The organism is Pseudomonas sp. ES3-33 (genome assembly GCF_000952175.1).
GTDB classification, from domain to species: domain Bacteria; phylum Pseudomonadota; class Gammaproteobacteria; order Pseudomonadales; family Pseudomonadaceae; genus Aquipseudomonas; species Aquipseudomonas gregormendelii.
The window spans coordinates 60,981-86,892 of record NZ_JZRI01000069.1 but is presented as its reverse complement, the minus strand read 5'-3'; the positions used below and the strand labels follow the sequence as shown (position 1 = coordinate 86,892).

The 25,912-nt window shown below is 58.2% G+C and carries 28 protein-coding genes and 1 pseudogene; 14 read left to right on the top strand and 15 right to left on the bottom strand.

The genetic code is table 11. From position 1 onward, the window contains the following. Nucleotides 1-389: 389 nt before the first annotated feature. The 3 genes and pseudogenes from UB23_RS12890 to UB23_RS12885 all read right to left on the bottom strand — a co-directional run. Nucleotides 390-3,092, bottom strand: a complete 2,703-nt coding sequence (locus UB23_RS12890) for a KGGVGR-motif variant AAA ATPase (RefSeq protein WP_045059704.1) — start codon at nt 3,090-3,092, stop codon at nt 390-392. Beyond that, entirely contained in the window at nt 3,089-3,514 is a 426-nt protein-coding gene (locus tag UB23_RS29330; protein WP_152644272.1) for a hypothetical protein, read from the bottom strand. Before UB23_RS29330 ends, UB23_RS12890 begins: the two co-directional genes overlap by 4 nt. 173 nt (nt 3,515-3,687) lie before the next feature. Then, nucleotides 3,688-4,335: pseudogene (locus UB23_RS12885) on the bottom strand (magnesium chelatase domain-containing protein); the annotation flags it as partial. A gap of 222 nt (nt 4,336-4,557) precedes the next feature. Between UB23_RS12885 and UB23_RS12880 the strand changes: the two are divergent. The 3 genes from UB23_RS12880 (at nt 4,558) to UB23_RS12870 (ending at nt 5,725) form a co-directional block, all read left to right on the top strand. Further along, complete coding sequence (locus UB23_RS12880; RefSeq protein ID WP_045059705.1) at nt 4,558-4,836, top strand: type II toxin-antitoxin system RelE/ParE family toxin; 279 nt, start codon at nt 4,558-4,560, stop codon at nt 4,834-4,836. Nucleotides 4,837-4,844: 8 nt separating this feature from the next. Beyond that, nucleotides 4,845-5,150, top strand: coding sequence for a HigA family addiction module antitoxin (locus tag UB23_RS12875; RefSeq protein WP_045059703.1), 306 nt, complete (start codon nt 4,845-4,847; stop codon nt 5,148-5,150). A gap of 311 nt (nt 5,151-5,461) precedes the next feature. Further along, nucleotides 5,462-5,725: a helix-turn-helix transcriptional regulator gene (locus UB23_RS12870; protein WP_045059702.1), complete on the top strand. Its 264-nt coding sequence runs from the start codon at nt 5,462-5,464 to the stop codon at nt 5,723-5,725. Nucleotides 5,726-5,729: 4 nt separating this feature from the next. On the opposite strand, the gene UB23_RS12865 is transcribed toward UB23_RS12870, so the two are convergent. Both UB23_RS12865 and UB23_RS12860 read right to left on the bottom strand, forming a co-directional pair. Then, entirely contained in the window at nt 5,730-6,251 is a 522-nt protein-coding gene (locus UB23_RS12865) for a BRO-N domain-containing protein (RefSeq protein WP_045059701.1), read from the bottom strand. Nucleotides 6,252-6,962: 711 nt separating this feature from the next. After that, nucleotides 6,963-7,223: an accessory factor UbiK family protein gene (locus UB23_RS12860; protein ID WP_045059700.1), complete on the bottom strand. Its 261-nt coding sequence runs from the start codon at nt 7,221-7,223 to the stop codon at nt 6,963-6,965. A gap of 417 nt (nt 7,224-7,640) precedes the next feature. Between UB23_RS12860 and glnK the strand changes: the two genes are divergently transcribed. From glnK to sutA, 4 genes are all read left to right on the top strand, one after another. Next, nucleotides 7,641-7,979, top strand: a complete 339-nt coding sequence (glnK, locus tag UB23_RS12855; RefSeq protein ID WP_002555808.1) for a P-II family nitrogen regulator — start codon at nt 7,641-7,643, stop codon at nt 7,977-7,979. Nucleotides 7,980-8,016: 37 nt separating this feature from the next. After that, on the top strand, nt 8,017-9,354 hold the full coding sequence (locus tag UB23_RS12850; protein ID WP_045059699.1) for an ammonium transporter: 1,338 nt from the start codon (nt 8,017-8,019) through the stop codon (nt 9,352-9,354). 214 nt (nt 9,355-9,568) lie between these two features. Then, complete coding sequence (locus UB23_RS12845) at nt 9,569-9,994, top strand: secondary thiamine-phosphate synthase enzyme YjbQ (protein WP_045059698.1); 426 nt, start codon at nt 9,569-9,571, stop codon at nt 9,992-9,994. A 102-nt stretch (nt 9,995-10,096) separates the two neighbouring features. Further along, the gene (sutA, locus tag UB23_RS12840; protein WP_045059697.1) at nt 10,097-10,420 is read left to right on the top strand and encodes a transcriptional regulator SutA; all 324 of its coding nucleotides are present in this window, start codon (nt 10,097-10,099) and stop codon (nt 10,418-10,420) included. A 149-nt stretch (nt 10,421-10,569) separates the two neighbouring features. On the opposite strand, the gene UB23_RS12835 is transcribed toward sutA, so the two are convergent. From UB23_RS12835 to lptM, 6 genes are read right to left on the bottom strand one after another with little or no spacing between them, the layout of a single operon-like run. After that, complete coding sequence (locus tag UB23_RS12835) at nt 10,570-11,277, bottom strand: HAD family hydrolase (RefSeq protein WP_045059696.1); 708 nt, start codon at nt 11,275-11,277, stop codon at nt 10,570-10,572. Continuing rightward, on the bottom strand, nt 11,274-12,173 hold the full coding sequence (gene xerC, locus UB23_RS12830; protein ID WP_045059695.1) for a tyrosine recombinase XerC: 900 nt from the start codon (nt 12,171-12,173) through the stop codon (nt 11,274-11,276). The genes UB23_RS12835 and xerC overlap by 4 nt, the downstream gene beginning before the upstream one ends. A gap of 2 nt (nt 12,174-12,175) precedes the next feature. Continuing rightward, a complete protein-coding gene (locus UB23_RS12825) occupies nt 12,176-12,901 on the bottom strand; it encodes a DUF484 family protein (protein ID WP_045059694.1) in 726 nt (241 codons plus the stop codon). A gap of 13 nt (nt 12,902-12,914) precedes the next feature. Continuing rightward, nucleotides 12,915-13,745, bottom strand: a complete 831-nt coding sequence (dapF, locus tag UB23_RS12820) for a diaminopimelate epimerase (protein ID WP_045059693.1) — start codon at nt 13,743-13,745, stop codon at nt 12,915-12,917. Between the two features lie 4 nt (nt 13,746-13,749). Then, nucleotides 13,750-14,997, bottom strand: a complete 1,248-nt coding sequence (gene lysA, locus UB23_RS12815; protein ID WP_045059692.1) for a diaminopimelate decarboxylase — start codon at nt 14,995-14,997, stop codon at nt 13,750-13,752. Between the two features lie 9 nt (nt 14,998-15,006). Further along, nucleotides 15,007-15,183 (bottom strand): LPS translocon maturation chaperone LptM, encoded by a 177-nt coding sequence (lptM, locus tag UB23_RS28510; protein ID WP_045059691.1) that lies wholly within the window; start codon nt 15,181-15,183, stop codon nt 15,007-15,009. Nucleotides 15,184-15,512: 329 nt separating this feature from the next. Between lptM and cyaY the strand changes: the two genes are divergently transcribed. From cyaY to rnk, 3 genes are all read left to right on the top strand, one after another. After that, nucleotides 15,513-15,845 carry an iron donor protein CyaY gene (cyaY, locus tag UB23_RS12805; RefSeq protein WP_045059690.1) on the top strand — a complete coding sequence of 111 codons (333 nt, stop codon included), beginning with the start codon at nt 15,513-15,515 and terminating at the stop codon, nt 15,843-15,845. Nucleotides 15,846-15,848: 3 nt separating this feature from the next. After that, nucleotides 15,849-16,076, top strand: coding sequence for a DUF1289 domain-containing protein (locus tag UB23_RS12800; protein WP_045059689.1), 228 nt, complete (start codon nt 15,849-15,851; stop codon nt 16,074-16,076). 251 nt (nt 16,077-16,327) lie between these two features. Beyond that, complete coding sequence (rnk, locus tag UB23_RS12795) at nt 16,328-16,738, top strand: nucleoside diphosphate kinase regulator (protein ID WP_045059688.1); 411 nt, start codon at nt 16,328-16,330, stop codon at nt 16,736-16,738. Between the two features lie 6 nt (nt 16,739-16,744). Here the strand turns inward: rnk and UB23_RS12790 are convergent, their stop codons facing one another. From UB23_RS12790 to UB23_RS12780, 3 genes are all read right to left on the bottom strand, one after another. Beyond that, nucleotides 16,745-19,591 (bottom strand): class I adenylate cyclase, encoded by a 2,847-nt coding sequence (locus UB23_RS12790; protein ID WP_045059687.1) that lies wholly within the window; start codon nt 19,589-19,591, stop codon nt 16,745-16,747. A gap of 194 nt (nt 19,592-19,785) precedes the next feature. Further along, nucleotides 19,786-20,031: a TIGR02647 family protein gene (locus UB23_RS12785; protein ID WP_045059686.1), complete on the bottom strand. Its 246-nt coding sequence runs from the start codon at nt 20,029-20,031 to the stop codon at nt 19,786-19,788. 241 nt (nt 20,032-20,272) lie between these two features. Then, nucleotides 20,273-20,557: a hypothetical protein gene (locus tag UB23_RS12780; protein WP_045059685.1), complete on the bottom strand. Its 285-nt coding sequence runs from the start codon at nt 20,555-20,557 to the stop codon at nt 20,273-20,275. Nucleotides 20,558-20,681: 124 nt separating this feature from the next. On the opposite strand from UB23_RS12780, the gene UB23_RS12775 reads away from it, so the two are divergent. After that, complete coding sequence (locus UB23_RS12775) at nt 20,682-21,341, top strand: glutathione S-transferase family protein (RefSeq protein ID WP_045059684.1); 660 nt, start codon at nt 20,682-20,684, stop codon at nt 21,339-21,341. 115 nt (nt 21,342-21,456) lie between these two features. Here the strand turns inward: UB23_RS12775 and argH are convergent, their stop codons facing one another. After that, nucleotides 21,457-22,851, bottom strand: coding sequence for an argininosuccinate lyase (argH, locus tag UB23_RS12770; RefSeq protein WP_045059683.1), 1,395 nt, complete (start codon nt 22,849-22,851; stop codon nt 21,457-21,459). A 460-nt stretch (nt 22,852-23,311) separates the two neighbouring features. Between argH and UB23_RS12765 the strand changes: the two genes are divergently transcribed. The 3 genes from UB23_RS12765 to UB23_RS12755 all read left to right on the top strand — a co-directional run bounded on the left by UB23_RS12765 (nt 23,312) and on the right by UB23_RS12755 (nt 25,902). Continuing rightward, entirely contained in the window at nt 23,312-24,058 is a 747-nt protein-coding gene (locus UB23_RS12765) for a LytR/AlgR family response regulator transcription factor (protein ID WP_045059682.1), read from the top strand. 138 nt (nt 24,059-24,196) lie between these two features. After that, the gene (hemC, locus tag UB23_RS12760; protein ID WP_045059681.1) at nt 24,197-25,138 is read left to right on the top strand and encodes a hydroxymethylbilane synthase; all 942 of its coding nucleotides are present in this window, start codon (nt 24,197-24,199) and stop codon (nt 25,136-25,138) included. Beyond that, complete coding sequence (locus UB23_RS12755) at nt 25,135-25,902, top strand: uroporphyrinogen-III synthase (RefSeq protein ID WP_045059680.1); 768 nt, start codon at nt 25,135-25,137, stop codon at nt 25,900-25,902. Before hemC ends, UB23_RS12755 begins: the two co-directional genes overlap by 4 nt. The last annotated feature ends 10 nt before the right edge of the window (nt 25,903-25,912 follow it).

Genomic DNA, 25,912 nt, shown 5'->3' with positions numbered 1-25,912 from the left:
TGAATAATCCTGCGTTGCTGCCTGCCTTAAGGGTGGCCGGATGAGCGTGGAATGGGTGGCCGGATCATCGTGGAATCAGTGGCCGGATGTTTATGGAATAGGTGGCCGGATGGCCGTGGAATCCGCAAGCCAGCCGCCTGCGGCGAATGCTCGCTTCGCTGCGCACGATCAATTGATGGGGCAAGGGCACGGGCACAGCACAGCAGACGCGTGGCCTCTATGCCTCTCAGCGGCCTTATCATGACTGCTGTCTAGCGGTGTCCTGTTGCGATAGCCACTACTCGAGAGGCGCAAAAAGCCAAATCCAGAGGCCTGTCACAAGGACAGGCCTCTGCTGAGCTTAAAATACGTTTGCCGACAGTAAAGCGCCATTGGGACAAGAGTGTGAATTAGAAGGGCATCCCCCCAAGGTTACGTTTGAGAAGGGCTTGAACTCTTGGCCTCCCACCTACGGCTGATTTAAATCCCAACCCTGTACGGTAGATTTCGGGTAAGTAGAATCGGTCGGAATCCTCCAAGCGATCTATGTCTTCGTAAATAACTCCGATGTCCTTCAGTGAACGTATCAGCTCATCAGATAGGCCAACGTTGCCAGGGTTGAATGGGACTTTTTTGAATTCGTCTGATACTTCTAGAAGTTTTACGCGCCAGTCTCTTAGCGGCAAAATCTCCGTGCTAGCTTCTTCTACCTTTTCCCTGCTGCATTCCGACAGTGATTGTCTGATCGCCTCCGGGTAAAGCAGTCTGTCAGGCCAGCCCTCAGTTCTCTTAGTTTGCATCTGTTTTGCTGAGAACTTAAGAAAGCGCACTACATCTCTAGCTTGTAGACGACCATTAAGGTCGCAGAGTGCGGCAAATACCCAGCGTGCACTGTTGGCCTCTTTGGAGGAGTTTCCTCCCATTTTTTTGCCCCATAATTCCTCTAGGGCACTCAGTAACCCTTCCATTGAAAGCGTTTCTGCAAGCTCTGTTTTTGCTTGAATAATATTAGATTTACTACATAGCCAATAAACGAGGCGTAGAAATGTTTCTGGTGTCCATTCCAGCCTAAAGGGTTGGAATCGTGATAGGTACTGCGCAACATTCTGTCGTATTGATACCTGTACATAGTCAGCCCGAACGAAACAGACGAATCCAATTTTTCGCTGTCTTAACGCGTTTAGCGAGTTAGGAACTTCTAAAAGTGCTTTTATCGCCATTCGTTGGTTTTCTACAGCAGGACTGTCAAATAAATCCTCAATACCATCAATGACATAAACTATCGATTTGTTATTTTGGATAAGCCATATGTTGAGATCAACGAAGTTTTTGCAGGGTAGTCCGATGGCTTCAACAAGCAATCGTTCCCACGCTTCATTCCAGTCGACGTCGTTTTGACTGACAAGTTTTGTGATTTTTGCCTGAACACTATTCACCGGAATAGATGGAACTCCTAGATTGTTGCTGAAGCCCTCGACGGCGTCTTTGACTATGGTCAGCGAATCTCCATCTATATTCTGTGAGCTGATCGCTGGGAAGATATGGCAGTTATCAATTTCCGAGTAAGTAGTATTAATTTTTTCTAGGAAATGGCCCCAGGTTTTTGTTCTGCATAGCTGAAGAAAAGTAAAAGTTTTTCCAGCTCCCTTGGCGCCAACGGATACGATATTTGGTAATTCCGAATTATAGTGCTTGGCTAAATTCCGCAATGGGTCAGTTACTAGCATTTCAGAGCTAGTAGACTTTTCAGCAAACTGGAAGCCTTCACAAACTCGGTATAGGGAAGCTATGTCAGTTTTTAATTTTGGCCTTTCATCTTGCGGATCTTCCGTAATTATCTCTTGGTGCTTCGTACGTGTTTCAGCCCATTTGAACGCGCTTTCATACAATGGCGCTTTTGTCAGAAGTTCTAGAGCTTGCTTGACTGAGCTTATGCTCATCAAAGTTGATTCAAATTCCGCCTCGACCCAATCGATACTCGGAGCGATATCTTCTAACTCATCACCGGTGTTGATCTCGGAGCTGATATAAGCGCCATTAAGCTTTTCAATTGCTAGGGTGTAGTCGGATAATTTTCGAAGGGTAGGTGTCAGTAGGCTTAAAACCACTGAAGGTTTAGTGAGTGATTCACTATCTCTTTGGATGCCTGACTGGAAGCGCCCAACATGCTCTAATATTGCGGCCATACCCAGAACTGATTGATGAGCAACCGTAGTAACGAAAAAATGCTCAACTCGTGTATCGAACAATATAGGACTCGAAAGTTCGCTGAGCCCGGCTCGTAGATCTACAAATACCATATCTACGCCCAGCTTTTTGCCTAATTCGTGCAAGTGATCTGTTAGAAGCCAAGGGTTTTTCGGGTTTTTTGCAATGTGCGAAGGTAGCACCGGCATATCCATTATTTCGGACAGCTTTACGGCAGAAGGGAGAATGAATATTTCTTTTCGACTGCCGTCTAGGTTTATAGATGTTTTACGGAGCTCCGAGGCAAAGTAATTCAATGCCTGATCCGTGCTTTCAGGAGGGTAGTGCATTGCCTCTAGGAATTTTACGAATGAAACCGTTGGCATGCTCGGAGTATCGAGCCATAAACTAATTCCTGGAGCTTCTAAATCGGCATCTACCAAAAGGATTTTGATATTTTGCGTGGTAGGTATGTTCAGCATCGCTGAAGCATAAGTCATTAAAGCCGTAGTTCTGCCAACACCACCCTTGAATGAATGGAACGAGACCATTCTTGGCCCGTCACTAAATTTTGGTGGGTAGCGTTTTCCTACCTGCGGTTTCAGATAGGCCTGCTCTTTCCATAGTGGATATTGAGTAGGTGTTTCCGGCTCATCATTAGGGGTTATGAATGAAATTGGATAATTGTAATCCCCAATGGCCAACGATATTGAGTTATTGGCTTCATTATAAGCGGACTGGAATGTATCTGAAATCCAGTCCCTTGCTAGTGTTGCAACAGCTGTTTCAACTTCAGCGCCATCGTAAAAACAACGAATTCGGGTCACGCCTTCGGGGTAGGCTGTGAAGTTTTCCGTAGACCGCTTGAATCCCCTTTCGACGTCGAGCCAGGTCAAAGGCATGCGCTCATTCTGATCAAGGCTCATCTTATTTCTCCTGCAATCCAGTCATTTACTTTTTCCAGCGTTGCTTCCAACTGCTCGTCATCCGCAGGAATCTCGCATTTCGATCCATATCGCCACACTTGATTCAGGGAGCCTGAACCACATTTCCTAGGTTGAGTATTTCCAGGAGAACGCAGTTCTGGAAGGCTAAGGCTTAGCGGCAATCTATATTCTTTACCCATGCGGAGCTTATCCATCACCTGGTTCAGATCATGGTTTTTGAGGCCGGCAGTGGTTTCATCCAAAACATCTGAGTTGTTTTCCCGCAGATAAATAGCTTTCAGCCCACATTCAGCCGCGTAGAAAAGGAGCAATCGATGAGGGTTTACACGATTTACCGCCTTTGAAGCTTGCCGTAACTCCCCCCAAGCTTTAACGAGTTCACGTCTTGTGATCGGTACCATCCAGCGGCTCCTCATAGGTATCGATGGATAGTACCAGCAGCTTTCGATCCCGTCCTTGAGTCCCATCAATAGGTGCTCGATGAGCTCCGTTTTCTTTAACTTTTCGATCTATTCCTGCTCACCTGAGAATCGATCTGTCAGTTGTCACACTGGTGAGGTGTATTGCTATACAACATGAGCAGGTTGTGAGCGCCTGCTGCGGCAATCAGCAGCGCCCGTTTGGCCGCGAGCTGGCCCTGTACTTCACTCAGGTCAGGGTAGGGTTTGCTGGCGTGCATCAAGCCGTCGGACACGTATGGAGCGATGGGCTGGTGCCCGTTGAAATGCGCCACGGCCTCCAGCAAATGATCCACGGCAATCACCTGCAGGCCCGATGCCAGGCAGGCCTCTTCGGCGTTCGCCCGCGGTACCAGCAACGTTCGACCCGCCTTGCGCGCCGCCAGGGCGGCAGGCAATACGCCGCGCACCGCCCGCACCGCTCCCGACAACGCCAATTCCCCCAGGCATTCCACGTCATCCAGTGTCAGCGCTGGCACCTGCACGCTGGCCGCCAGAATCCCCAAGGCAATCGCCAAATCAAACCGTCCACCATCCTTGGGCAAATCCGCCGGGGCGAGATTGAGCGTGATGCGTCGCGCGGGAAACTGCAGCCCGGAATTGATAATCGCACTGCGCACCCGGTCTTTGCTTTCCTTCACTGCAGTTTCGGGCAAGCCGACCATCGTCAGTGACGGCAAGCCATTGGCGAGATGGACTTCCACGGTGACGGCGGGTGCATCCACGCCAATCTGGGCGCGGCTGTGGACGATGGAGAGGGACATGGTCGTTCCTTGAGCTGACGGAGACCGCTTCCTGCGGTGGTTTCAAGGGTAGACGGGGATTGTGTCTACGGGACAGGGAAAGCTTCGCAGGATGTTGCGAGCGTCTTTCTGGTAGGGGAAAGCGTAAGGAGGTGGGAAGTACCAAGAACCGCCTTGGCGCATTTGCATAAGTGAAATCAGGTTATACACTGAAGATTAATGCATAACGTTAAGCTTTATATTATGATCGTTAGCTTTAAGTGTTCTGAGACCGAGTACCTGTTTCGCAACGGTAAGACCCGTATGTGGTCAGCCATTCTGGGTGTCGTGGAGCGAAAACTGACGATGCTTGATGCTGCTGCCGTTCTGACGGACCTTCGATCACCACCAGGCAATCGCCTGGAGGCGCTGGATGGGAGTCGAAAAGGTCAGTACAGCATCCGTATCAATGCTCAATGGCGAATTTGCTTTGTATGGGGTCCTAACGGACCAGCGAATGTCGAAATCGTCGATTATCACTGAGGTGAGTAATGACTAAGAATGGTATGCGCCCGGTTCACCCTGGCGAGATCCTCAAAGAGGAATACCTTGAGCCTCTGAGCCTTACTGCGGCAGCCTTGGCCCGAGCGTTGAGCGTTTCGACTCCGACGGTGAATGACATTGTGCTTCAGCGTCGAGGCGTCAGCGCTGATATGGCGCTCAGGCTATCTATCTGCTTGGGCACAACCCCCGAGTTTTGGCTGAACCTGCAATCGACTTACGATTTGCGTAGAGCCGAGATTGAAAGGGGGGCGGCGATTCGGGATCAGGTTGAGCGTCTTCCGCACTGCGCCTGATTCATCTGGGGTTAAACGAAACCCACGCCATAAGCGTGGGTTTTTTGTCGTTCAGAAAGCGTGGAGTATCCGCAAAGCACACTTGCACCACGTTGCATTGGCCACACACCGTGCTGGGGGACGACCAGTGAAGCTGGTCAGCGAATGTGAAGTTAGCGGAGCAAAACGAGAGGCGAAATCAGCTCCAGCAAGCAGTTTTCGTAGGACCGTTCTGAAATGTTTGAAGGGCATTGCGTGAACCGTCGGGGCGCTCTTGTTTGCTGGGGGGCTGCTTATGATCATTGCAGATCAAGCCACCCGGAGAAGGGAAGATGGACAGTAATGGAATGCGCTCGATTTGTTCCGCAGAAGCTCCAGAGCAGGAGCTTCTTGAACCATCGGCTGTCGCGGGGGCTGATCTTGCAGGCCAGCGTTCAGGTTATGAGGTAGCGCTGACAAGGCTTGTCGCGCAGAGCGCAGGCGTCAGTCCGGACCTGGCCAGGAAGCTGGCTGTTCACTTTGATACCACGCCCGATTTCTGGCTGAATCTGCAATCGCATTACGAGGCACTCAGCGACGATATCGAGCGTGGTTAGCTGCCTATAGCGACTGCAATGCTCGCGAGGCTTTTTTCCACCATGGCACGTTGACGGCTTGTTGCACCGGTTCTTCATTAGGCAGCAGATGCGGCACATCCTGCAGCCGAATCCATGGCTGGTTGTTCCAGTGCAGCAGGTTCAGCGACATCTCTGGCCAGTTCAGTCGACTCAGGATCGGGCGCTCGGTTGAGTCGGGTTCCTGGGCATCCCTTAGCGCGGGCACTACTTCGTGGGTCAGCCACTCGCGCAGACTGCGGTATTCCGGGCAGTAGTGGTACACCAGCAGGGCGTAGACGCCGGATTCGCTAATGAGCAGTGTGTTTTCGATCTTGCCGTGGATAAGTATTCGCAGGGACCGGTGCTGGTCCGGGTCGAGTTTTCGCACTGCGCGTTCATCGAGGAAGATGCGCAGTAGACGGCCGAGGTCGCGGGCGCTGAACCAGGGTTGGTTTTGCAGGAGCAGGGCGTGGAGATGGAGTTTGTGGCGCGTGAAGACTTCAGGGGTTAGATAGTTTTCGTCCATTGTGTAGTTCTCGGGGGTCGAGTGAAGACTACCGGCTGTTCGTCGCCAAACGAAAAGGTGGCAGCTATGCGCGGGTTGGCGAACCGGTAATCCCCGACATCCGGCAGACCCGAGGGTCTCCCACGCAGAGCCGCCATAATTCGAGACGGGAAAATTCCCTGTTCGAATGTGGTTGCGATATGTCGAGGTTTCCAGGTCGCCAAACCCGGTGCTGAATGTTCAGCAGAAGCGAGCTTAGGAGATCGTGTCGTATGGCGCAATCCGAAATCGCGCAGGCCGTGGCCGTGCCCTCGTCGCCAGCATGCGCGGAACATCCTGCAAACGAATCCACAGCGGGTTTTCCAGCAGAAGGGCGCGCAGAGGGCGATTGTGGCGAGTGAAGACGTGGGGGGGATAAGCTTCATCGCAGTTCATTGATGCAGCTCTTTTTGCTCAATGGGCTGCCAGCCGACATCGCCAAACGAATGGGTGGCAGTTGTACGCGGGTTGGCGAACCGGAGCAAAAGGAACCCGGCAGACCCGAGGGTCTCCCACGCACAACAGCCATGACTGGGGTCGAGGATCGTAGTACACCTTTGGCTTTCAGGTCGCCAAACCTGGGGATCAAAAGATCGCAGCCTTCGGCAGCTCCTACGCAAGCGGGTGATCCGGGCTGGGAGGGGAGGCGGGCCTTTTTGCGAATATGCCCGCTCCCACAGGGATTTGCGGTGTTTATTCGATTGGCGGGTTGAGCTTTGCTTCCATCTCGGCCACTTTTGCTTCGAGGCTTTCCAGGCGTGCCCGAGTGCGTGCCAGCACGACCATCTGGCTATCGAATTCTTCACGGCTCACCAGGTCCAGCTTGCTGAAGCCGCTCTGCAACAATGCCTTGAACTGGCTTTCGATTTCGCTTTTCGGCAATGGCGTGTCGCCGCTGAAAAGGCGCGAGGCGGTACCCGTGAGGGCGTCGAGGAAGTCTTTGGGCGCGAGCATGGGAAAGGTCCTGGAAACAATGGCGAGCAGTGTATCACGCAGTGTCTATAGTCAATCCCGAGCACGGGGATGCACGGTTTTCGCGCATGGGGACGAACGGTATCGCACCGTTGTTGTGCGTATACGTCGCATGTTTTTCGCCCATTCGGCTGCATGCCCGGCCAAGGGGTTGAATTCAGGCGCTTTTCAAGAGATGGCAAGCTTTCTGCTAAGAGCCTAGTAACCCATGCACTGATGCAGTCGCTGTGACGAATGCAGTGCGCCGGGCGAAACGGGGAAGTGTTTCGCCAGGAGCGGTTAACTGGCGTCGGACGGGCAGGTAGGGCCGACGATGCGTTACAAAGCCAGGCACTGCGCTTAGACTTGAGTCGGGTTTGTTTTCCTGGGGCAAGTCCACCAATTCGGGAGAGAGTTTTCATGAAGCTAGTCACTGCCATCATCAAGCCGTTCAAACTGGACGACGTGCGCGAGTCTTTGTCCGAGATCGGCGTGCAGGGCATTACCGTTACTGAGGTCAAAGGCTTCGGTCGGCAGAAGGGTCACACCGAGCTGTATCGCGGCGCGGAATACGTGGTCGATTTCCTGCCAAAGGTGAAGATCGATGTCGCCATTGACGACAAGGATCTTGATCGGGTTATCGAGGCGATCACCAAGGCAGCCAACACCGGCAAGATCGGTGACGGCAAGATCTTCGTGGTCAATCTGGAACAGGCGATTCGCATCCGTACCGGCGAAACCGATACCGACGCAATCTAAAAGCCGCCACAAACCCAACGCCCCAGGAGAAAACAATATGACTCTGCGTAAATTCGCAGGGCTAGGAGCCCTGTTGTCCCTCGTAATGCCCAGCCTGGCTATGGCGGCAGACGAAGTGGCGGCCCCAGTCCTCAATTCCGGCGACACCGCCTGGATGCTGACCTCTACAGCCCTCGTGCTGTTCATGACCATTCCCGGCCTCGCGCTGTTCTACGGCGGCATGGTTCGTTCCAAAAACATTCTTTCCGTGATGATGCAGTGCTTCGCCATTACCGGTCTGATCAGCATCCTGTGGGTCATTTATGGCTACAGCATTGCGTTCGACACCACCGGCATGGAGCAGGGCGTCGTCAACTTCAACTCGTTCTTCGGCGGCATGGGCAAGGCGTTCCTCGCCGGTGTCACGCCATCGAGCCTGACCGGTCCTGCGGCGCTGTTCCCTGAGGCGGTGTTCATCACCTTCCAGATGACGTTCGCCATCATCACGCCTGCGTTGATCGTCGGTGCTTTTGCAGAGCGGATGAAATTCTCCGCCATGCTGATCTTCATGGGCATCTGGTTCACCCTGGTGTATGCACCGATCGCGCACATGGTCTGGTCTGGCAACGGCGGCCTGATGTGGGACTGGGGCGTGCTCGACTTCGCGGGCGGCACCGTGGTGCACATCAACGCCGGTGTGGCTGGCCTGATCTGCTGCCTGGTACTGGGCAAGCGCAAAGGTTTCCCGACCACGCCAATGGCTCCGCACAACCTCGGCTACACCCTGATGGGTGCTGCGATGCTGTGGGTCGGCTGGTTCGGCTTCAACGCCGGCTCTGCGGCTGCTGCCAACGGCACTGCGGGCATGGCGATGCTGGTTACCCAGATCGCTACCGCTGCCGCCGCCCTGGGCTGGATGTTTGCCGAGTGGGTCACCCACGGCAAGCCTAGCGCATTGGGTATTGCCTCGGGTGTGGTAGCCGGTCTGGTGGCTGTCACTCCGGCCGCTGGTACCGTGGGCCCGATGGGTGCCCTGGTGATCGGCCTGGCTGCAGGCGTGGTGTGCTTCTTCTGCGCGACCACCCTGAAACGCAAACTCGGCTACGACGACTCCCTGGACGCCTTTGGTGTGCACGGTATCGGCGGTATTCTCGGCGCGATCCTCACCGGCGTGTTCGCCGCACCGGCCCTGGGTGGTTTCGGCACTGTGACCGATATCGGCGCACAAGTCTGGGTGCAGCTCAAAGGTGTAGGCTTCACAGTGATCTACACCGCGATCATCACCTACATCATTCTCAAGGTCCTGGACGCCGTCATGGGTCTGCGAGTGACTGAGGAAGAAGAGGCGGTGGGTATCGACCTGGCACTGCACAACGAGCGTGGCTACAACTTGTAAGTTTTGCGCAAAAAATAATGCCCGGTTCGCCGGGCATTTTTTTGCCCCGGATTTGTCACTGGAAGGGAAGCTGAAAGGTTTTTTCCTCGAGCTTTGGCTACCTTTGTACCGAGCGATTTTGTGCGGCCAATGGCTTACAGCAACGAAGGAATATTAGGGCCTTTGTTTTTTCCCAGAGCGCGCTAGAATGCGCCCCGAACGTGCGGAGAACTGTATGTGGCAACAGACTCTGATTACCTTGCGGGCGAGGCCCCGGGGCTTTCATCTGGTAACAGACGAGTTACTCGCCGGTTTGCCTGAAATCAGGGCATGTCGGGTCGGTCTGTTGCACTTGTGGCTGCAGCACACCTCGGCGTCGTTGACCATCAACGAGAACGCCGATCCGGCGGTACGTCGCGACTTCGAACGATTTTTCAATCGTCTGATCCCACAAGGAACAGACGGCTTTGAGCACAACGACGAAGGCCTGGACGACCTCCCGGCGCATTTCAAGGCCAGCGTGCTCGGCTGTCAGCTCAGTTTGCCGGTTTCGGCAGGCCGACTGGCGTTGGGAACCTGGCAAGGCGTTTATCTGGGCGAGCACCGTGATCATGGTGGTGCTCGTAAAGTCCTCGCCACCTTGCACGGTGAAGGGGCATAAGCCATTGGTCATCAATGGCGGTTGAATTTTTTCTGGCAGCCGTCGACAGACGGCAAAGCTGGGCTATAACTAATCTGCTTTTCGCAAGTCATGAGGTAGAACATGAGCGACGATGATCTGGAAAACGACGACCTCGAAGTAGGCGACGACGACGAAACCGAAGAAGGTCTGGAAGCAGCGGCGGAAGACGTCGCTGAAGACGATGGCGGTGAAACGCCCGTTCCGACCGCCAAAGGCAAGGCCAAGGCTGCGGTTTCGGTCGATGAGCTGCCGAGCGTCGAAGCGAAAAACAAAGAGCGCGATGCGCTCGCCAAAGCCATGGAAGAGTTCCTGGCCAAAGGCGGCAAGGTGCAGGAAGTGGAGGCCAATGTGGTCGCCGATCCTCCCAAGAAGCCTGACAACAAGTACGGCAGCCGGCCTATCTAGGCGCTTGCCCTTGCTTGCTGAAAAAGCCCGCCGTCGCTGCGGGCTTTTTCATGCCTGAAAATCAAAAGATCGCAGCCTTCGGCAGCTCCTGCATTTTATTGTGTACACCTGTAGGAGCTGCCGAAGGCTGCGATCTTTTCAGCCGCGCCTCAAATTTTTGTCGCACTCCACCGCGCCAGCAACGCCGGTAATTCGGTCAGGCTGCGGATTTCGGCGTCCGGGGCCTTTTCGGCTTCCCACGCCTTGCCCGCCGGGTTGAACCAGATGGCCCGCAGTCCTGCCTGTTGTGCTCCGGCAATGTCGTCGCCCGGATGATCACCGATGTGCACGGCGGTCTGCGCCGTCGCACCTCCACGTTGCAGCGCCTCATGAAACAGGCGCGCATCGGGCTTGGCGATGCCGATGTCTTCGGCACACAAGGCGAACTTGAAATAATCCGCCAGCCCCAGCCGTCGAACGTCGGCATTGCCATTGGTCACGACCCCGAGGGCGTAGTGCCTGGCCAGCGTCTCCAGGGTCGGCGCTACTTCGGGGAAGATTTCCAACTGGTGGCGCGCATGCAGAAACACTTCAAAACTCTGGTCAGCCAGATCAGTGGCTTCTGCGTGGGTGTAGCCAGCGTCCTCCAGTGCATGGAACAGGACACGGCGGCGCAGGGCGCTGATGCGGTGCTTGAGGCCGGGTTCGTTGCCCAGGATGCGCTCGCGAATTGCCCACAAGTGCTCGACCGGTACTGCGCCCAGGTTCGGCGCGTGTTCGGTGAGCCATTGGCGCAACACGGCTTCGGCGCTGACAATCACCGGGGCGGTGTCCCACAGGGTGTCGTCGAGGTCGAAAGTGATCAATTGGATCGTCATGAATCATCGCCCTTAATGCGTTTGGCCCGTGGGTGGGCATTGTCGTAGACCGTCGCCAGGTGCTGGAAGTCCAGGTGGGTATAGATCTGGGTGGTCTTGATGTCCGAGTGGCCGAGTAGTTCCTGCACGGCGCGCAGGTCCTGCGAAGACTCCAGCAGGTGGCTGGCGAAGGAGTGCCGCAGCATGTGCGGGTGCAGGTTCTGCCCCAGCTCGCGTTCACCGGCGGCTTTCACCCGAACCTGAATCGCCCGTGGACCAAGGCGCCGGCCCTGTTGGCTGACAAACACCGCGTCATCTGCGGGGTTGGCCATGGCGCGCAATGGCAGCCACAACTCCAGCGCTTCACGGGCTTTCGCGCCGACGGGCAAGAGTCGGGTCTTGCTGCCTTTACCGAGCACCTGGACCATGCCGTCGGCCAGGTCCAGTTGATCGAGGTTGAGCCCGGTCAGCTCCGACAGCCGCAGGCCGGAGGAGTAGAACAACTCCAGGATCGCCTGATCGCGGCGTGCCAGAAAATCATCTTCCACCCCACCCTCGAGCAGTTGCAATGCCCGATCGGTGTCCAGGGTCTTGGGCAGGCGACGCTCGCCCTTGGGCGGTGCCAGGCCATTGGCCGGGTCGTGATCGCACAGCCCTTCGCGGTTCAGGTAGTGATAGAGCCCGCGCACTGCCGACAGCAGGCGCGCGAGGCTGCGGGATGATTGGCCCTGGGAGTGCAGGCGGGCGATCAGGCCTCGCAGGCGCTGGATGTCCAGGGCCGCCCAGCTGGCGATGTTCTGTTTGACGCACCAGCCCAGCACTTTGTCGAGGTCGCGACGATAGGCCTGCAGCGTGTGAGGCGACACCTGCCGCTCACTGCGCAGGTGTTCGCAGTAAGCGTCCAGTTGTCGCTCCACGATCAGCGTACCGAGCGCAGCGGATTGTTCACCCGTGGCAGCACGCGGCCCATGACTTCGGCGATGTAGCTGAGGAACAGCGTTCCCACCGAGCTTTTGTAGTGCTGCGGATCACGGCTGGCGATGGCCAGTACGCCGTGGATGCCTTGATGGCTGATCGCGACGACAGCGGTCGAACCGATCTGCTTGCGTTGCTCCTCGCCAAAGAGGAAATCCAGCTCGTGCTCACGCAGGCTGCCGGCGACGCTCTTGTCCTCGGACAGCAACCCACCAATGGCGGCCTGGGCGTCGGCATGGGTCACCCAGCGGCCGACCGGCATCGGGTTGTCACCGAGCAGGATCAGGCTGACAAAGGGCACCTGGAAGTCCTGGCGCAGGCTGTCCTCGACGCCGATCACCACATCTTCGAGGCTGGCAGCATCCATCAGGGCGAGAATCAGGCGCCGGGTCTTGTCGAAGAGACGATCGTTGTCCCTGGCCACGTCCATCAAGTGTGACAGGCGATGTCGCAGTTCAATGTTGCGGTCGCGCAGAATGGTCATCTGGCGTTCGACCAGCGAGATGGTGTCGCCGCGCTGATGCGGAATGCGCAAGGCTGGGAGCAGTTCTTCGTGCTCGATGAAGAAATCCGGATGAGCCTCCAGGTACGCGGCAATTGCCGCCGCCTCAAGGCTTTCGGAAGGGGATTCGTCGGGCTGTAGGGCGGGTACCTGGGGCTTGTCGGTCATCGGATTGACTCACTCAAAGACGTACTTGTCCTTCGTAAACACGAACTGCCGGGCCGGTCATCATCACCGGTTGGCCAGGGCCTGCCCATTCAATGGACAGGCGCCCGCCGGGCAGGTCGATCAATAGCGGCGAATCCATCCACCCCTGGCTGATCGCGGCCACTGCGGCTGCGCAGGCACCGGTACCGCAGGCCTGGGTTTCCCCGACGCCGCGTTCCCAGACGCGCAGTTGCGCGCGGTTGCGGTCGATGACCTGGAGGAAGCCGACGTTCACCCGTGCCGGAAAGCGCGGGTGATGTTCGATCTTCGGTCCCAGTTCATGCACCGGTGCATTGTTGATGTCGCTGACCCGCAGTACCGCATGGGGGTTGCCCATGGACACGGCGGCCAGGTCGACCTCGGTACCGTCGACTTCGATCTGGTAGCTGAGCGCCTGCTCAGGCGCTTCGAACGGGATGTCGGCCGGCACCAGGCGCGGCGCGCCCATGTTCACGCTGATCTGGCCGTCGCTGCGAATATCCAGTTCGATGATGCCGCTCTTGGTCTCGACGCGGATCTGCCGTTTTGCGGTCAGGCGTTTGTCGAGCACAAAGCGGGCGAAACAGCGCGCACCGTTGCCGCACTGTTCCACTTCGGAGCCGTCGGAGTTGAAGATCCGATAGCGGAAGTCCACGTCCGGGTTGCTGGGGGCTTCGACGATCAGCAACTGGTCGAAACCGATGCCGGTGTGCCGGTCGCCCCATTGCTTGGCGTGCTTGGGCAAAATGTGCGCGTGCTGGCTGACCAGGTCGAGGACCATGAAATCGTTGCCCAGGCCGTGCATCTTGGTAAAACGCAGCAGCATGGTCTTACTCCGGCAGCAGGCTTTCGCCAGCGAACAACTCGGCTACCGTTTCACGGCGACGCACTTCAAATGCCTCATCACCGTCCACCAACACTTCAGCGGCGCGGCCGCGAGTGTTGTAGTTGGAACTCATGACAAACCCATAGGCGCCCGCCGAATGCACGGCCAGCAGGTCACCTTCTTCCAATGCCAGCTGACGATCCTTGGCCAGGAAGTCGCCGGTCTCGCAGATCGGCCCGACGATGTCGTAGGCGCGGCCAGCGGTGTCGCGCGGGCGCACTGCGGTGACGTCCATCCAGGCCTGGTACAGCGCCGGGCGGATCAGGTCGTTCATGGCGGCATCGACGATGGCGAAGTCCTTGTGCTCGGTGTGCTTGAGGTACTCGACCTGGGTCAGCAGCACGCCGGCGTTGGCCACGATGAAGCGGCCCGGCTCGAACACCAGCGCCAGGTCGCGGCCGTCCAGACGCTCGCGCACGGCCTTGATGTAGTCGGCAGCCAATGGCGGCTCTTCATCGCGATAACGCACACCCAGGCCACCACCGAGGTCGATGTGACGCAGGTAGATGCCACAATCGCCGAGACGGTCGACCAGGCCCAGCAGGCGATCGAGGGCGTCGATGAACGGCGGCAGGGTGGTCAGCTGGGAGCCGATGTGGCAATCGACGCCGACCACTTCCAGGTTTGGCAGTTGAGCGGCGCGGACATACACGTCCTCGGCGTCGGCGATGGCGATGCCGAATTTGTTTTCCTTCAGCCCGGTGGAGATGTAGGGGTGAGTGCCGGCATCGACGTCCGGATTGACGCGCAGCGAGATCGGCGCGCGAACGCCCAGCTCGGCTGCCACGACTTGCAGCCGTTCCAGCTCGTCGGTGGATTCGACGTTGAAGCAATGCACGCCGACTTCCAGGGCGCGACGCATATCGTCACGGGTCTTGCCGACTCCGGAGAACACGATCTTGTCAGCGCTGCCGCCAGCGGCCAGCACACGTTCCAGCTCACCACGGGAGACGATGTCGAAACCGGCGCCCAGACGCGCCAGGACATTCAGTACACCCAGGTTGGAGTTGGCCTTGACCGCAAAACACACCAGGTGTGGCGTGCCGGCCAGCGCGTCGGCGTAAGCCAGGTACTGGGCTTCGATGTGCGCGCGCGAGTAGACGTAAGTCGGCGTGCCAAAACGCTCGGCGATGGCGGACAGGGCAACACCTTCCGCGAACAGCTCACCGTCACGGTAGTTAAAAGCGTCCATGAGGTTCCCTTATTGGTAGACGTCGTGCTTGTGGGCTTTCGACGCAGGCTGCTGCTGCGACGACTTGGCCTGCTCGACAGGATCCTGGGAATCGTCAGGCAGGTACAGCGGGCCTTTTTGCCCACAGGCCGACAGCAGGCAGGCAACCGCAGCGAGCGCAGCAAGGGAAGAGATCAGGCGCTTCATGGCGAAATCCTTGAAAATGCTTTAATTGCGCCGGAGTATACCGGCCACCCGGCAGCTTGCCTATGCGACGGCCCTCCCGTCCGGCGGGGCTGTGCACGACCCACGGAACGGCGCCGCAATGCCTGTGGGAGCGGGCTTGCTCGTGAAAGCGGTGTGTCAGTCAACAAAGATATTGAATGTGCTGGCCCCTTCGCGTGCGAGCCCGCTCCCACAGGTACAGTGTTTTATCTACCTGTATCGACCCTTGATCGTTATCCTTTGCAATCACCGGGGCTCGCCCGTATCGTGCGGCGCTTGAGCGCGAGTAGACACTTTTTGAGGTTGCCGTAATGAGTTTGACCGAAGCCCGTTTCCACGATCTGGTCGATGCCACCCAGCAAACGCTGGAGGATATCTTTGACGACAGCGACCTGGACATCGATCTGGAGAGTTCGGCTGGCGTGTTGACCGTGAAGTTCGAAAACGGCAGCCAGTTGATCTTCAGCCGTCAGGAGCCGTTGCGTCAGCTGTGGCTGGCAGCGGTGTCCGGTGGGTTCCACTTCGACTACGACGAAGAGAGCGAGCGCTGGATGTGTGACAAGAGCGAAGAGCAGCTCGGCGAGATGCTCGAGCGCATCGTCAAGCAGCAGGCCGGTGCTGAATTCGATTTCGAAGGTTTGTAAAAAGTGGCCGAGCCTGCATCTGTTCGTCCGCCCAAGCCGCTCTACAGCAACGTCAGCGCGGCAGTCCCGTCGCCGTGCAGCGGAGTCTGCCGGCTGGACGAGCAGAAGGTTTGCCTGGGGTGTTTTCGCCACGTCGAAGACATCCGCGAATGGCGCTCGGCCGACGACGATCGCCGCCGGGTCATCTGCGCCCAGGCCTCAAATCGCAAAGCCAGCACCAATATCCTGTAGGAGCTGCCGAAGGCTGCGATCTTTTGATCTTGATTTTTAGCGATTCTGAGTTCGCCTAAGAACAAGATCAAAAGATCGCAGCCTGCGGCAGCTCCTACAGGGGCAAAGCCGTCCGCCGCCACTGGCTTGTATATTTATTGAGCTGTGATAGTGTCCGGGTACGCCTCAACCCATCGAGGCTCGTGAAAACCCTGCCTTTTTGTGGCGGGGTTTTGCTTTTTTCGTGCAGAAGAAAGGAGTCTGCCCTGATCATGACCGCACCTTCCATCACCCTTACCCGTCTGGACGTGCAACGTCTGGAGCGCCTGATCGACAGCCTGGATGACACGCTGCCGGGCGTTATCGCGCTGCAAACCGAACTGGATCGCGCCGATACCCTGGTCGGACACGAAGATGTGCCTGCCGACGTCGTGACCATGAATTCCAAAGTGCATTGCCGGGAGGAAAGCAGCGGCAAGGACTACCACCTGACCCTGGTCTACCCCAAGGATGCGAACGCCGACGAAGGCAAGATTTCCATCCTGGCACCTGTCGGCAGCGCGCTGCTGGGCCTCAAAGTGGGTCAGCACATCGACTGGCCGGCACCGGGTGGCAAGACCCTGAAGCTGACCCTGCTGGAAGTTGAATCCCAGCCTGCCAATGGCGGTGATTTCCCGGAGTAAGACTCCTCAGACCTGCTCGAGCGCCTCGTTCAAGGCGCGCTCCAGGTCGGCCTTGTAACCCAGGTACACATTACTTGAGCGCTGATCATCACCGGCCAGGCCCGACAGGTCCAGATCGGTGATGTAGCACCGATAACGTTCGGGTTCCCGGCGTTGCTCGACGATTTCCCGGGCCACCACCCTGAACAGATGATCACCATGCTCCAACTCCGAAAACTCGCGCTGATTACAGTACAGGGTGACCTGCACCCTGTCGGCCCCGGCTTTGCCGACGATGGCCTGCACGTCATAGAACGGTTGGTTCGGCGCAAGCACCGGCGCCGGTCGGCTTTCGACCCGCCGAGCCCGCATCGGGCCTGACGGTAACACCTGGTAATACTGTAGTTCGAGGCTCGAAGGCGACACGCCACTCATGGGCAGCAAGGCTTCGCGTCGAAACCCGATGGACTGAAGGAAACGCTGCAGTGGCACCAGCAGGCTCTGATCGTCGTGATAGGGCAGACGCTGCTGCCACAAGGCGTTGAACTCATCCAATATGTAGATATCTGCCTGGTCTTCATGGACCCGGTAGAACACCTGGATGCAGGCTGGCTGGCCCATTGGCAGGATCAGCGCCAGGTCATGGTCGGCAAGGGCCATGGGGTCCAGGTGCAGCGGGCTGTAGCTCGTCTGTTGCCTGGCAAGGTAGTCAACCAGTTCGGCCAGCGTGGCCAAGGCAACATGTTTGACCTGTCCCGGCACCAGCTCCAGCACGTGGTAGTGCTGCTGGACCTGAAGCAGGTAGCGATGATTGAGGCGGCTCAGCAGCAGGTCATGCGCACTGTCGATGATCTCTTCGACCCGCTGGGCGATGAATTGCGCGCGGTTGTGACAGAAGCAGCGCACGCGCAACCGGGGTTGCTGCGGGCCATCCGGCAAATGGTTGAGGTAGTCGCACAGGCAGTCGAGCAAAGCGTGGGGGCCGTCGAAACGGTTGACCAGCACTTCGTTCCAGCTGTTGAGCGTTACCTGATCCAGGGTCAGCACCAGGTTCTCCCGCACCCCGGCGTAGCTGAGGGAGTCGGTACGTTCGGTGGTCATCAGGATATTCAGGTCGCGATGATGCTTGAGCGGATCCACTCCCACGTTAATCAGGAGTAACACTTCGCTCGGCACGGCGGCGCGCAGCAGCGGTTCTTCGGCGACGGCGGTCAGGGGCAGGGCGATGCTCTGTTGCAGGCTGCCGAGCAGGTTGAACAGCTCGAACTCGCTGAGGTCGCTGGCGCCCGGGTGCAGCGCCAGGCGCGTGCTGCTGTCGATCACGCCGTTGCGATGGCACCAGGTGAGCAATTCCAGTAAATGGCGGCTGCGCTTGATCGGCGCGAAATGCTCCCACTCGTGCGCCGCCAGGCTGCCGTTGTACAGGCCCCATTGGGATTGCCCCGTTTCCTTCATGCTCGGTGCGAACACCAGCGTCAACGTGTCTTCGGCCAGGTCCGGAGCAATCCCCGGGTTGATGAATTCGACCTTGTTCGACTTGCGCTCGAAGGCTGCATACAGCCGGCGTCCCAGCACATTGAGGTCGCGTTTGTTAATCAGGCTGGCGCTTTGTTCATCACGGGCGAAGCGGGTCAGGAAGCGATAGCTGTAGTTGAGTTCGCTGACCAGGGCGCGGCGTTCAGTGCCGACCTGGCGCACTTTCCACTGGCTGCGGCTGTCGAGCAGGGCCAGGTGCCGGTCGTCCCAGTTCCACTCATGGGCCAGGCGTTCGAGCAGCGAACGTTGCCAGCTGCGGGTGCGATTGTTGCTGACGGTCAGCTTGCGGTTGACCTTCAGGTACAGCGCGCGACGCACCAGCTCCAGGCGCTCCGATTCCCCTCGGGCCTTGAGGTATTCCTCGATGCGCCGGTAGACCACGACGTAGGGGTCGAGCTCGTCCAGGTCGAGCTGGTTGGCGAACACCGCTTGCTTGAAGCGCAGGCTGAGGCAATTGACCCTGGGATGTTCGCTGGCGTAAACCTCGATCAATAGCAGTTTGAGCACTGATTTGTATGGCGAATCGATGCCCTTGAATAACTGCCACAGGCCTGCCCCGATGAATTCGCCAGGCGGAATGTACGCCATATGCCCCAGGTCCAGCGTCTCGTCGGCGCGGATGAAGCGCTTGGAGATCAGCGCGTGGGTATACCGTTCGTAGTTCGCCTCTTCGTACACCGGCACCAGCCACCAGATGGGGGTGCGGCCGGCCAGCCAGATGGCGGTGCGATAGAACTCGTCCAGCAACAGGTAGTGCTGGGTGGTGCCGCAGTCTTGCGAGCTGAGCTGGTTATCCCGCTCGCCGCGAACAAAGCGCGCCGCGTCGATCAGGAAAAAGTGCGCCTCGGCCCCCTGGCTCGCTGCCCAGGCTTCCAGCAACTGACACTTCTTGCGCAGCTCGGCGAGTTCGTTCTCGCCCAGATCCGTTGCGTGGCACACCCAGACATCCATATCGCTCTGGTCCGCCTGGGCCAGGGTGCCGAGACTGCCCATCAGGAACAGGCCATGGATGGGGCGTGGCGGGTTGCTGCCGTGGCGCGGCTTGTAGGAAAACGATCGGGTCAGGCGCTGGGCATCGGCGAGGGTGGTGGCGTCCGGCTCGTAATTCGACAGCCCGGCCGGTGTATTGCCCGAGACGTAGCCGGGCAGCAGCGGATGATTGACGTGAAAGAACAGTGGCAGCAGCGTCAGCACCGCCTGCTGACGGCTCGACAGGCCTTCGAGCGCACGGGCGATACGGCCTTCGTTGAGCGTTAGAAAACGTGCGCGCAGCTGGCTGAGAACCTTGCGGTCAATGCCTTCGTCCAGGTCGGGGCGGATTTCATGGTTGCGGGTCATGTCAGCTCAAACCGGCTCGGTAGGCACGGGCGCAGGTGATCTCGGGATAAGCGCAGTTTAGCGCCTCGGCCCCGGGACATTTAAGCTGATTTTGGTTTTCTGACGTCAGATTTTTATCGCGCTGCGACGACGTGCGACAGAGGGTGCCCGCGGAAATCCCGTAACAGGGGTTTCCGTGGGCGATACAGTCACATTCAGGCTGTTTCTTCGACGTTCAGGATGGTCAGTAGCGTTTGGATATTTTGTGCGGCGTCACGTCCGAGGCTGGTCAGATAACCGCCGTCAGGCTGATCGATCAGCTCTTTGTCGTACAGGCGTTTGGCAGCGGCAATGGCTTTTGGGGCAGCGGTCTGATGAATTTTCAAACCTTCCTGGGAACTGTCCAGGTTGAAGAGTGCGAGGATTTCCAGTTCGGCAACCAACTCAGGGGTAAGCGACATAAGGACTCCAGACTTTCTAGGAATTGGACGATAGCGCCCCTAAGGTGAGCCGAGTTGTGCGGCATGTCCAGTGCTTGCAGTGGGGTTTTTTTGCTGCGGGAGAGGCAATAGTGATATTGCGGATGCTTTTCTGTAGGAGCGAGCTTGTTCGCGAAGATCGTGAACGAAAACGCGGTTAGCCAGATGCTCAGCGTCGCTCTTGAGTTTTTCGCGAGCGAGCTCGCTCCTACAGTGGATTGAGTTATTTCTTTTCTGGTGGCAGCTCGGGCAGGGCGCGCAGTGCCGTTTCGTACCATTCGGTGTTGAACGCGCGGTCTTCTTCGAGGATTGCGTCGATTTCTACTGCCAGCACGTGGGCCATCAGGTTGAGAATTTCTTCGCGCTCGTAACCCACCAGCGTCAGCTTGTTGAAGGTTGCCTTGGCCGCAGGCGGGTTGTCGCTTTCAATCTGGTTTTCGATCGCTTCGACCAGAGTGTTCTCGGCGAACTCTTCTTCGTCGATCTCGATATCTGTTGGCTCGCTCATGGCAGGCTCCTCAAGTTAAGACGGCCAGTTTACCTGCATTCAGCGCTGTGATGCTGCTGGCAAGAACTGCAGGGGCGTTCTATAACTGGCGCTGCCAACCCCTGCACGGCCTGGAGGCTTTGTGATGCTCAAGCTCTACGGATTTTCTGTCAGCAACTATTACAACATGGTCAAACTGGCACTGCTGGAAAAGGGTCTGCCGTTTGAGGAAGTGCCGTTTTATGCCGGCACCAGTGCCGAAACCCTGGCGATCAGCCCGCGCGGCAAAGTGCCGGTGCTGGGCGTCGAGCAGGGGTTCGTCAATGAAACCGCAGTAATCCTCGAGTACATAGAGCAGAGCCAGGCGGGCAAGCCACTGCTGCCGAGCGATCCGTTCGAGCGGGCCCAGGTGTTGGCGCTGGCCAAGGAAATCGAGTTGTATATCGAATTGCCAGGCCGCGCTTGCTATCCCGAAGCATTTTTCGGCATGCCGGTAGCGGATGCGATCAAGGAAAAGACCAAGGCGGAGTTGCTGCTGGGGTTTGCCTCGCTGGGCAGGCACGCCAAGTTCGCTCCTTACGTAGCGGGTGACAGCCTGAGCGTGGCGGATCTTTATTTCCTGTACAGCGTGCCGCTGGCGTGCGCAGTGGCGAAGAAGCTATTCGACCTGGATTTGCTGGCGGAACTGCCGGCGGCCAGGCTTCTGCTGGAGCGGCTGGAGCAGAATCCGCATGTGCAGCGGATTGCGAAGGACAAGGAAGCGGCCATGCCGGCGTTTATGGCGATGGTCGCGTCCAAGCGGTAGGTTTTGTAGCGCTCTGAAGTCAGTCATCGCGGGCAAGCCCGCTCCCCCAAGGTTCCCTGTTGGCCAACGATCTGTGGTCACCAGAGAAACCTGTGGGAGCTTGCCCGCGATGTTTCTAGCGGCTGGCGAGCAGTGCCTGGCCGCGAACCACAGCCTTTTTCACCTGCGCTGGTGCAGTCCCGCCGATATGGTCACGGGCATTCACCGAGCCTTCAAGGGTCAGCACCGCGAACACGTCCTGGTCGATCTGGTCGCTGAACTTGCGCAGCTCTTCCAGGCTCATCTCCGCCAGGTCCTTGCCACTTTCAACGCCGTATTTCACGGCATGGCCAACAATTTCGTGGCAATCTCGGAATGGCAGGCCACGACGGACCAGGTAGTCGGCCAGGTCAGTCGCAGTGGAAAACCCGCGCAGGGCCGCTTCGCGCATCATGGCGTGCTTGGGTTTGATCGCCGGGATCATGTCGGCGAACGCCCGCAGCGAGTCGCGCAAGGTGTCGGCGGCGTCGAATAGCGGTTCCTTGTCTTCCTGGTTGTCCTTGTTGTAGGCCAGGGGTTGGCCTTTCATCAGGGTCAGCAGGCCCATCAATGCGCCGAATACGCGGCCGGTCTTGCCGCGAACCAGTTCGGGCACGTCCGGGTTCTTCTTTTGCGGCATGATCGAGCTGCCGGTGCAGAAGCGGTCCGGCAGGTCGATGAACTGGAATTGGGCGCTGGTCCAAAGCACCAGTTCTTCGGAGAAACGCGACAGGTGCATCATCGCGATACTGGCGGCCGAACAGAATTCGATGGCGAAGTCACGATCGGAAACGTTGTCCAGCGAATTGCCGCCGACGGCGTCGAAATTCAGCAGCTGGGCGGTGTACTCGCGGTCGATCGGGTAGGTGGTGCCGGCCAGCGCGGCGCTGCCCAAGGGCATGCGGTTGGTGCGCTTGCGGCAGTCGACCAGGCGCTCGTAGTCACGGCTGAGCATTTCGAACCAGGCCAGCATGTGATGCCCGAAAGTCACCGGCTGCGCGGTTTGCAGGTGGGTGAAGCCCGGCATGATGCTGTCGGCTTCGCGCTCTGCCTGCTCCAGCAGCCCTTGTTGCAGGCGGGTGATTTCGGCGAGGATCAGGTCGATCTCGTCACGCAGCCACAAGCGGATGTCGGTTGCGACCTGATCGTTACGGCTGCGCCCGGTGTGCAGTTTTTTTCCGGTCACGCCGATGCGATCGGTCAGGCGCGCCTCGATGTTCATGTGCACGTCTTCGAGGTCGATGCGCCAGTCGAATTGTCCGGCCTCGATTTCACCCTGGATGGTGTTCAGGCCATCGATGATGCTGTCGCGTTCGGCGTCGGTCAGTACGCCGACCTTGGCCAGCATGGTGGCGTGGGCGATCGAGCCCATGATGTCGTGGCGATACAGGCGCTGGTCGAAGGTGACGGAGGCGGTGAAGCGGGCGACGAAGGCGTCGACGGGTTCACTGAAGCGGCCGCCCCAGGACTGATTGGTCTTGTCAGTGCTCATGAATTCGCTCGTATCGGGTGAAATAAAGTGACGTTGGAAGCTGTGGCGGATAATAACAGGGTTGCCAAGCCTGTCGCTGACACTGGTCGACAGGAATGATTTCAGAGGCTGCCGAGCCGGGGCAGGTCCGACTTTCAATAATTCGCACAACGATATTTTTCGATTGAGCAATATCGCGCCGGCAACCGTCTACAGTTGGACAGAGGGATCAGCGCACTTCCGGGCGCTGCAACTGGCTATAAAAAGAGGGGGTGTGCATATTGTGTATCAGCAAACCCTACGGCGATGCCTCGCCAACGCGGGCCTGGGCCGATAATTGCCCGGATGATGAAAATTTAGCCGTCGTTCCAGCGGCACTTTTTGGCCCTCGCGCTAGTCTTAGCGTGGATCGCGGTGACGGACGTCACTTCACCTGTCTACGCTATCCTTGTGCGAGACTCACGCAGGAATCCAGCGCAATATGAATGTCCTGATCGTTGATGACGAACCCTTGGCCCGCGAGCGCCTGAGCCGAATGGTTGGCGAACTCGAGGGATACAGCGTCCTGGAGCCTAGCGCCACGAACGGCGAAGAGGCGTTGGCACTGATCGACAGCCACAAGCCGGATATCGTGTTGCTCGATATCGGCATGCCGGGCCTTGATGGCCTGCAAGTGGCTGCAAGATTGTGCGAACGCGAAACCCCGCCCGCCGTGGTGTTTTGCACAGGGCCCGATGAATTTGCCGTGGAAGCCTTACAGGCCAGCGCCGTAGGCTATCTGGTGAAACCTGTGCGCACTGAACATTTGCAAGAAGCGTTAAAAAAGGCCGAGCGCCCCAATCGCGTCCAGCTCGCTGCACTCACCCGTCCTGCCGCCGAGACTGGCAGCGGCCCGCGAAGTCATATCAGCGCCCGAACCCGTAAGGGTATCGAGCTGATCCCGCTGGGCCAGGTGGTCTATTTTATCGCCGACCACAAATATGTGACGTTGCGCCACGAAGGCGGCGAAGTGCTGCTCGACGAGCCTCTCAAGGCACTTGAGGATGAGTTCGGCGACCGGTTCGTGCGTATCCATCGCAATGCGCTGGTGGCTCGCGAGCGAATTGAACGCCTGCAACGTACGCCTCTTGGGCATTTCCAGCTGTACCTCAAGGGCTTGAATGGTGATGCGCTGATCGTCAGTCGCCGCCATGTGGCGGGCGTGCGAAAAATGATGCAGCAGCTTTAACTCGCGGTTCACACGCGTTTTGTCCAGCGGCTTGCAGGACATCCGAGGCCAGGGAGGCCACTACGTTTCTGATACAAGTCAAAGTGGATTTGGCTGAGCTGTTATTATCCGCCGTATCTATTCAGTACGGATTGATCCATGTCCTCTCGCGAAATCCGCATCGCCACCCGCAAAAGTGCTCTCGCCCTGTGGCAGGCCGAATATGTCAAAGCCCGCCTGGAACAGGCCCATCCGGGACTGCTGGTGACACTGGTGCCAATGGTCAGTCGCGGCGACAAGCTGCTCGACTCGCCGCTTTCGAAAATCGGTGGCAAAGGCCTGTTCGTCAAGGAACTGGAAACGGCGCTGCTGGAAAACGAAGCGGACATCGCCGTGCACTCAATGAAAGACGTGCCAATGGACTTCCCCGAAGGCTTGGGGCTGTTCTGCATCTGCGAGCGCGAAGATCCGCGCGACGCTTTCGTTTCCAACACCTACGCCAGCCTGGACGAACTGCCTGAGGGCAGCATCGTCGGTACCTCCAGCCTGCGCCGCCAGGCCCAGTTGCTGACTCGTCGCCCGGATCTGGAAATCCGCTTCCTGCGCGGCAACGTCAACACGCGACTTGCCAAGCTCGATGCCGGTGAATATGACGCGATCATCCTGGCAGCTGCCGGCCTGATTCGACTGGGCTTCGAAGACCGCATCACCTCGGCCATCAGCGTCGACGACAGCCTGCCTGCCGGCGGCCAGGGCGCAGTGGGCATCGAGTGCCGCAGCGTCGATACGCAAATCCACGCCTTGCTGACGCCGTTGCACCATCAGGACACGGCTACCCGTGTCACCGCCGAGCGAGCCCTGAACAAGCATTTGAATGGCGGCTGCCAGGTGCCGATCGCCTGCTACGCCGTGCTTGAAGGCCAGCAGGTCTGGTTGCGCGGCCTGGTGGGTGACCCAAGCGGCGGCCTGTTGCTCAGCGCCGAGGCACGTGCACCACGCAGCGAGGCCGAAGCCCTGGGCGTGCAAGTGGCTGAAGACCTCCTGAGCCAGGGTGCCGATGACATCCTCAAAGCGGTCTATGGCGAGGCAGGTCACGAGTGACTTGCTGGCGCCTGTTGCTGACGCGTCCCGCCGATGAGTCGATGGCGCTGGCTAGCGTGTTGATGGACGCGGGCGTTTTCAGCAGCAGCTTGCCGCTTTTGGGCATAGAGCCTCTTCCCGTTTCTGCCAACATGCGCGAGTTGATCCAGAGGCTGGATCGCTTCGATGCGGTGATCGTGGTCAGCAAACCCGCTGCCAGGATCGCCGTCGAGTTGCTCAGCGAGTATTGGCCAGAGCCACCGGCGTTGAAGTGGTTCACCGTCGGCGCGGCTACCGCGCAGATACTCGATAAGCATCGTCTGGACGTCAGCTTTCCCGAGCAGGGCGATGACAGCGAAGCATTGCTTGAGCATGGCGCGTTTCGCCAGGCACTCGCCGGGCCTGCTTCGCGTGTGCTGATCATGCGCGGGGAGGGCGGGCGCGAGTTGCTCGCTGAGCGTTTGCGCGGGCTTGGTGCTAGTGTCGAGTATCTGCAGTTGTACCGTCGCGAATTGCCCCACTACCCGCCGGCAACGCTGCCTGAGCGGATCCGCGCGGAACGCTTGAACGGGCTGGTGGTCAGCAGTGGACAGGGTTTTGAGCACTTGCATCAATTGGCTGGCGATTCCTGGCCGCACTTGGCGCAGTTGCCGTTGTTTGTACCGAGCCCCCGGGTCGCCGAAATGGCACGTGCTGCCGGGGCGCAAATAGTTGTGGATTGTCGTGGCGCCAGTGCCGCGGCCTTGCTGACGGCGTTACGGGAGCATCCCGAACCCGTTCTCTAATGCAAAGGAT

Excerpts from the sequence above, each read along its gene's own strand:
- UB23_RS12890 (WP_045059704.1), bottom strand. The coding sequence starts at position 3,092 with ATGAGCCTTGATCAGAATGAGCGCATGCCTTTGACCTGGCTCGACGTC.
- UB23_RS29330 (WP_152644272.1), bottom strand. The coding sequence starts at position 3,514 with ATGGTACCGATCACAAGACGTGAACTCGTTAAAGCTTGGGGGGAGTTA.
- UB23_RS12880 (WP_045059705.1), top strand. The coding sequence starts at position 4,558 with ATGATCGTTAGCTTTAAGTGTTCTGAGACCGAGTACCTGTTTCGCAAC.
- UB23_RS12875 (WP_045059703.1), top strand. The coding sequence starts at position 4,845 with ATGACTAAGAATGGTATGCGCCCGGTTCACCCTGGCGAGATCCTCAAA.
- UB23_RS12870 (WP_045059702.1), top strand. The coding sequence starts at position 5,462 with ATGGACAGTAATGGAATGCGCTCGATTTGTTCCGCAGAAGCTCCAGAG.
- UB23_RS12865 (WP_045059701.1), bottom strand. The coding sequence starts at position 6,251 with ATGGACGAAAACTATCTAACCCCTGAAGTCTTCACGCGCCACAAACTC.
- UB23_RS12860 (WP_045059700.1), bottom strand. The coding sequence starts at position 7,223 with ATGCTCGCGCCCAAAGACTTCCTCGACGCCCTCACGGGTACCGCCTCG.
- glnK (WP_002555808.1), top strand. The coding sequence starts at position 7,641 with ATGAAGCTAGTCACTGCCATCATCAAGCCGTTCAAACTGGACGACGTG.
- UB23_RS12850 (WP_045059699.1), top strand. The coding sequence starts at position 8,017 with ATGACTCTGCGTAAATTCGCAGGGCTAGGAGCCCTGTTGTCCCTCGTA.
- UB23_RS12845 (WP_045059698.1), top strand. The coding sequence starts at position 9,569 with ATGTGGCAACAGACTCTGATTACCTTGCGGGCGAGGCCCCGGGGCTTT.
- sutA (WP_045059697.1), top strand. The coding sequence starts at position 10,097 with ATGAGCGACGATGATCTGGAAAACGACGACCTCGAAGTAGGCGACGAC.
- UB23_RS12835 (WP_045059696.1), bottom strand. The coding sequence starts at position 11,277 with ATGACGATCCAATTGATCACTTTCGACCTCGACGACACCCTGTGGGAC.
- UB23_RS12825 (WP_045059694.1), bottom strand. The coding sequence starts at position 12,901 with ATGACCGACAAGCCCCAGGTACCCGCCCTACAGCCCGACGAATCCCCT.
- dapF (WP_045059693.1), bottom strand. The coding sequence starts at position 13,745 with ATGCTGCTGCGTTTTACCAAGATGCACGGCCTGGGCAACGATTTCATG.
- lysA (WP_045059692.1), bottom strand. The coding sequence starts at position 14,997 with ATGGACGCTTTTAACTACCGTGACGGTGAGCTGTTCGCGGAAGGTGTT.
- lptM (WP_045059691.1), bottom strand. The coding sequence starts at position 15,183 with ATGAAGCGCCTGATCTCTTCCCTTGCTGCGCTCGCTGCGGTTGCCTGC.
- cyaY (WP_045059690.1), top strand. The coding sequence starts at position 15,513 with ATGAGTTTGACCGAAGCCCGTTTCCACGATCTGGTCGATGCCACCCAG.
- rnk (WP_045059688.1), top strand. The coding sequence starts at position 16,328 with ATGACCGCACCTTCCATCACCCTTACCCGTCTGGACGTGCAACGTCTG.
- UB23_RS12790 (WP_045059687.1), bottom strand. The coding sequence starts at position 19,591 with ATGACCCGCAACCATGAAATCCGCCCCGACCTGGACGAAGGCATTGAC.
- UB23_RS12785 (WP_045059686.1), bottom strand. The coding sequence starts at position 20,031 with ATGTCGCTTACCCCTGAGTTGGTTGCCGAACTGGAAATCCTCGCACTC.
- UB23_RS12780 (WP_045059685.1), bottom strand. The coding sequence starts at position 20,557 with ATGAGCGAGCCAACAGATATCGAGATCGACGAAGAAGAGTTCGCCGAG.
- UB23_RS12775 (WP_045059684.1), top strand. The coding sequence starts at position 20,682 with ATGCTCAAGCTCTACGGATTTTCTGTCAGCAACTATTACAACATGGTC.
- argH (WP_045059683.1), bottom strand. The coding sequence starts at position 22,851 with ATGAGCACTGACAAGACCAATCAGTCCTGGGGCGGCCGCTTCAGTGAA.
- UB23_RS12765 (WP_045059682.1), top strand. The coding sequence starts at position 23,312 with ATGAATGTCCTGATCGTTGATGACGAACCCTTGGCCCGCGAGCGCCTG.
- hemC (WP_045059681.1), top strand. The coding sequence starts at position 24,197 with ATGTCCTCTCGCGAAATCCGCATCGCCACCCGCAAAAGTGCTCTCGCC.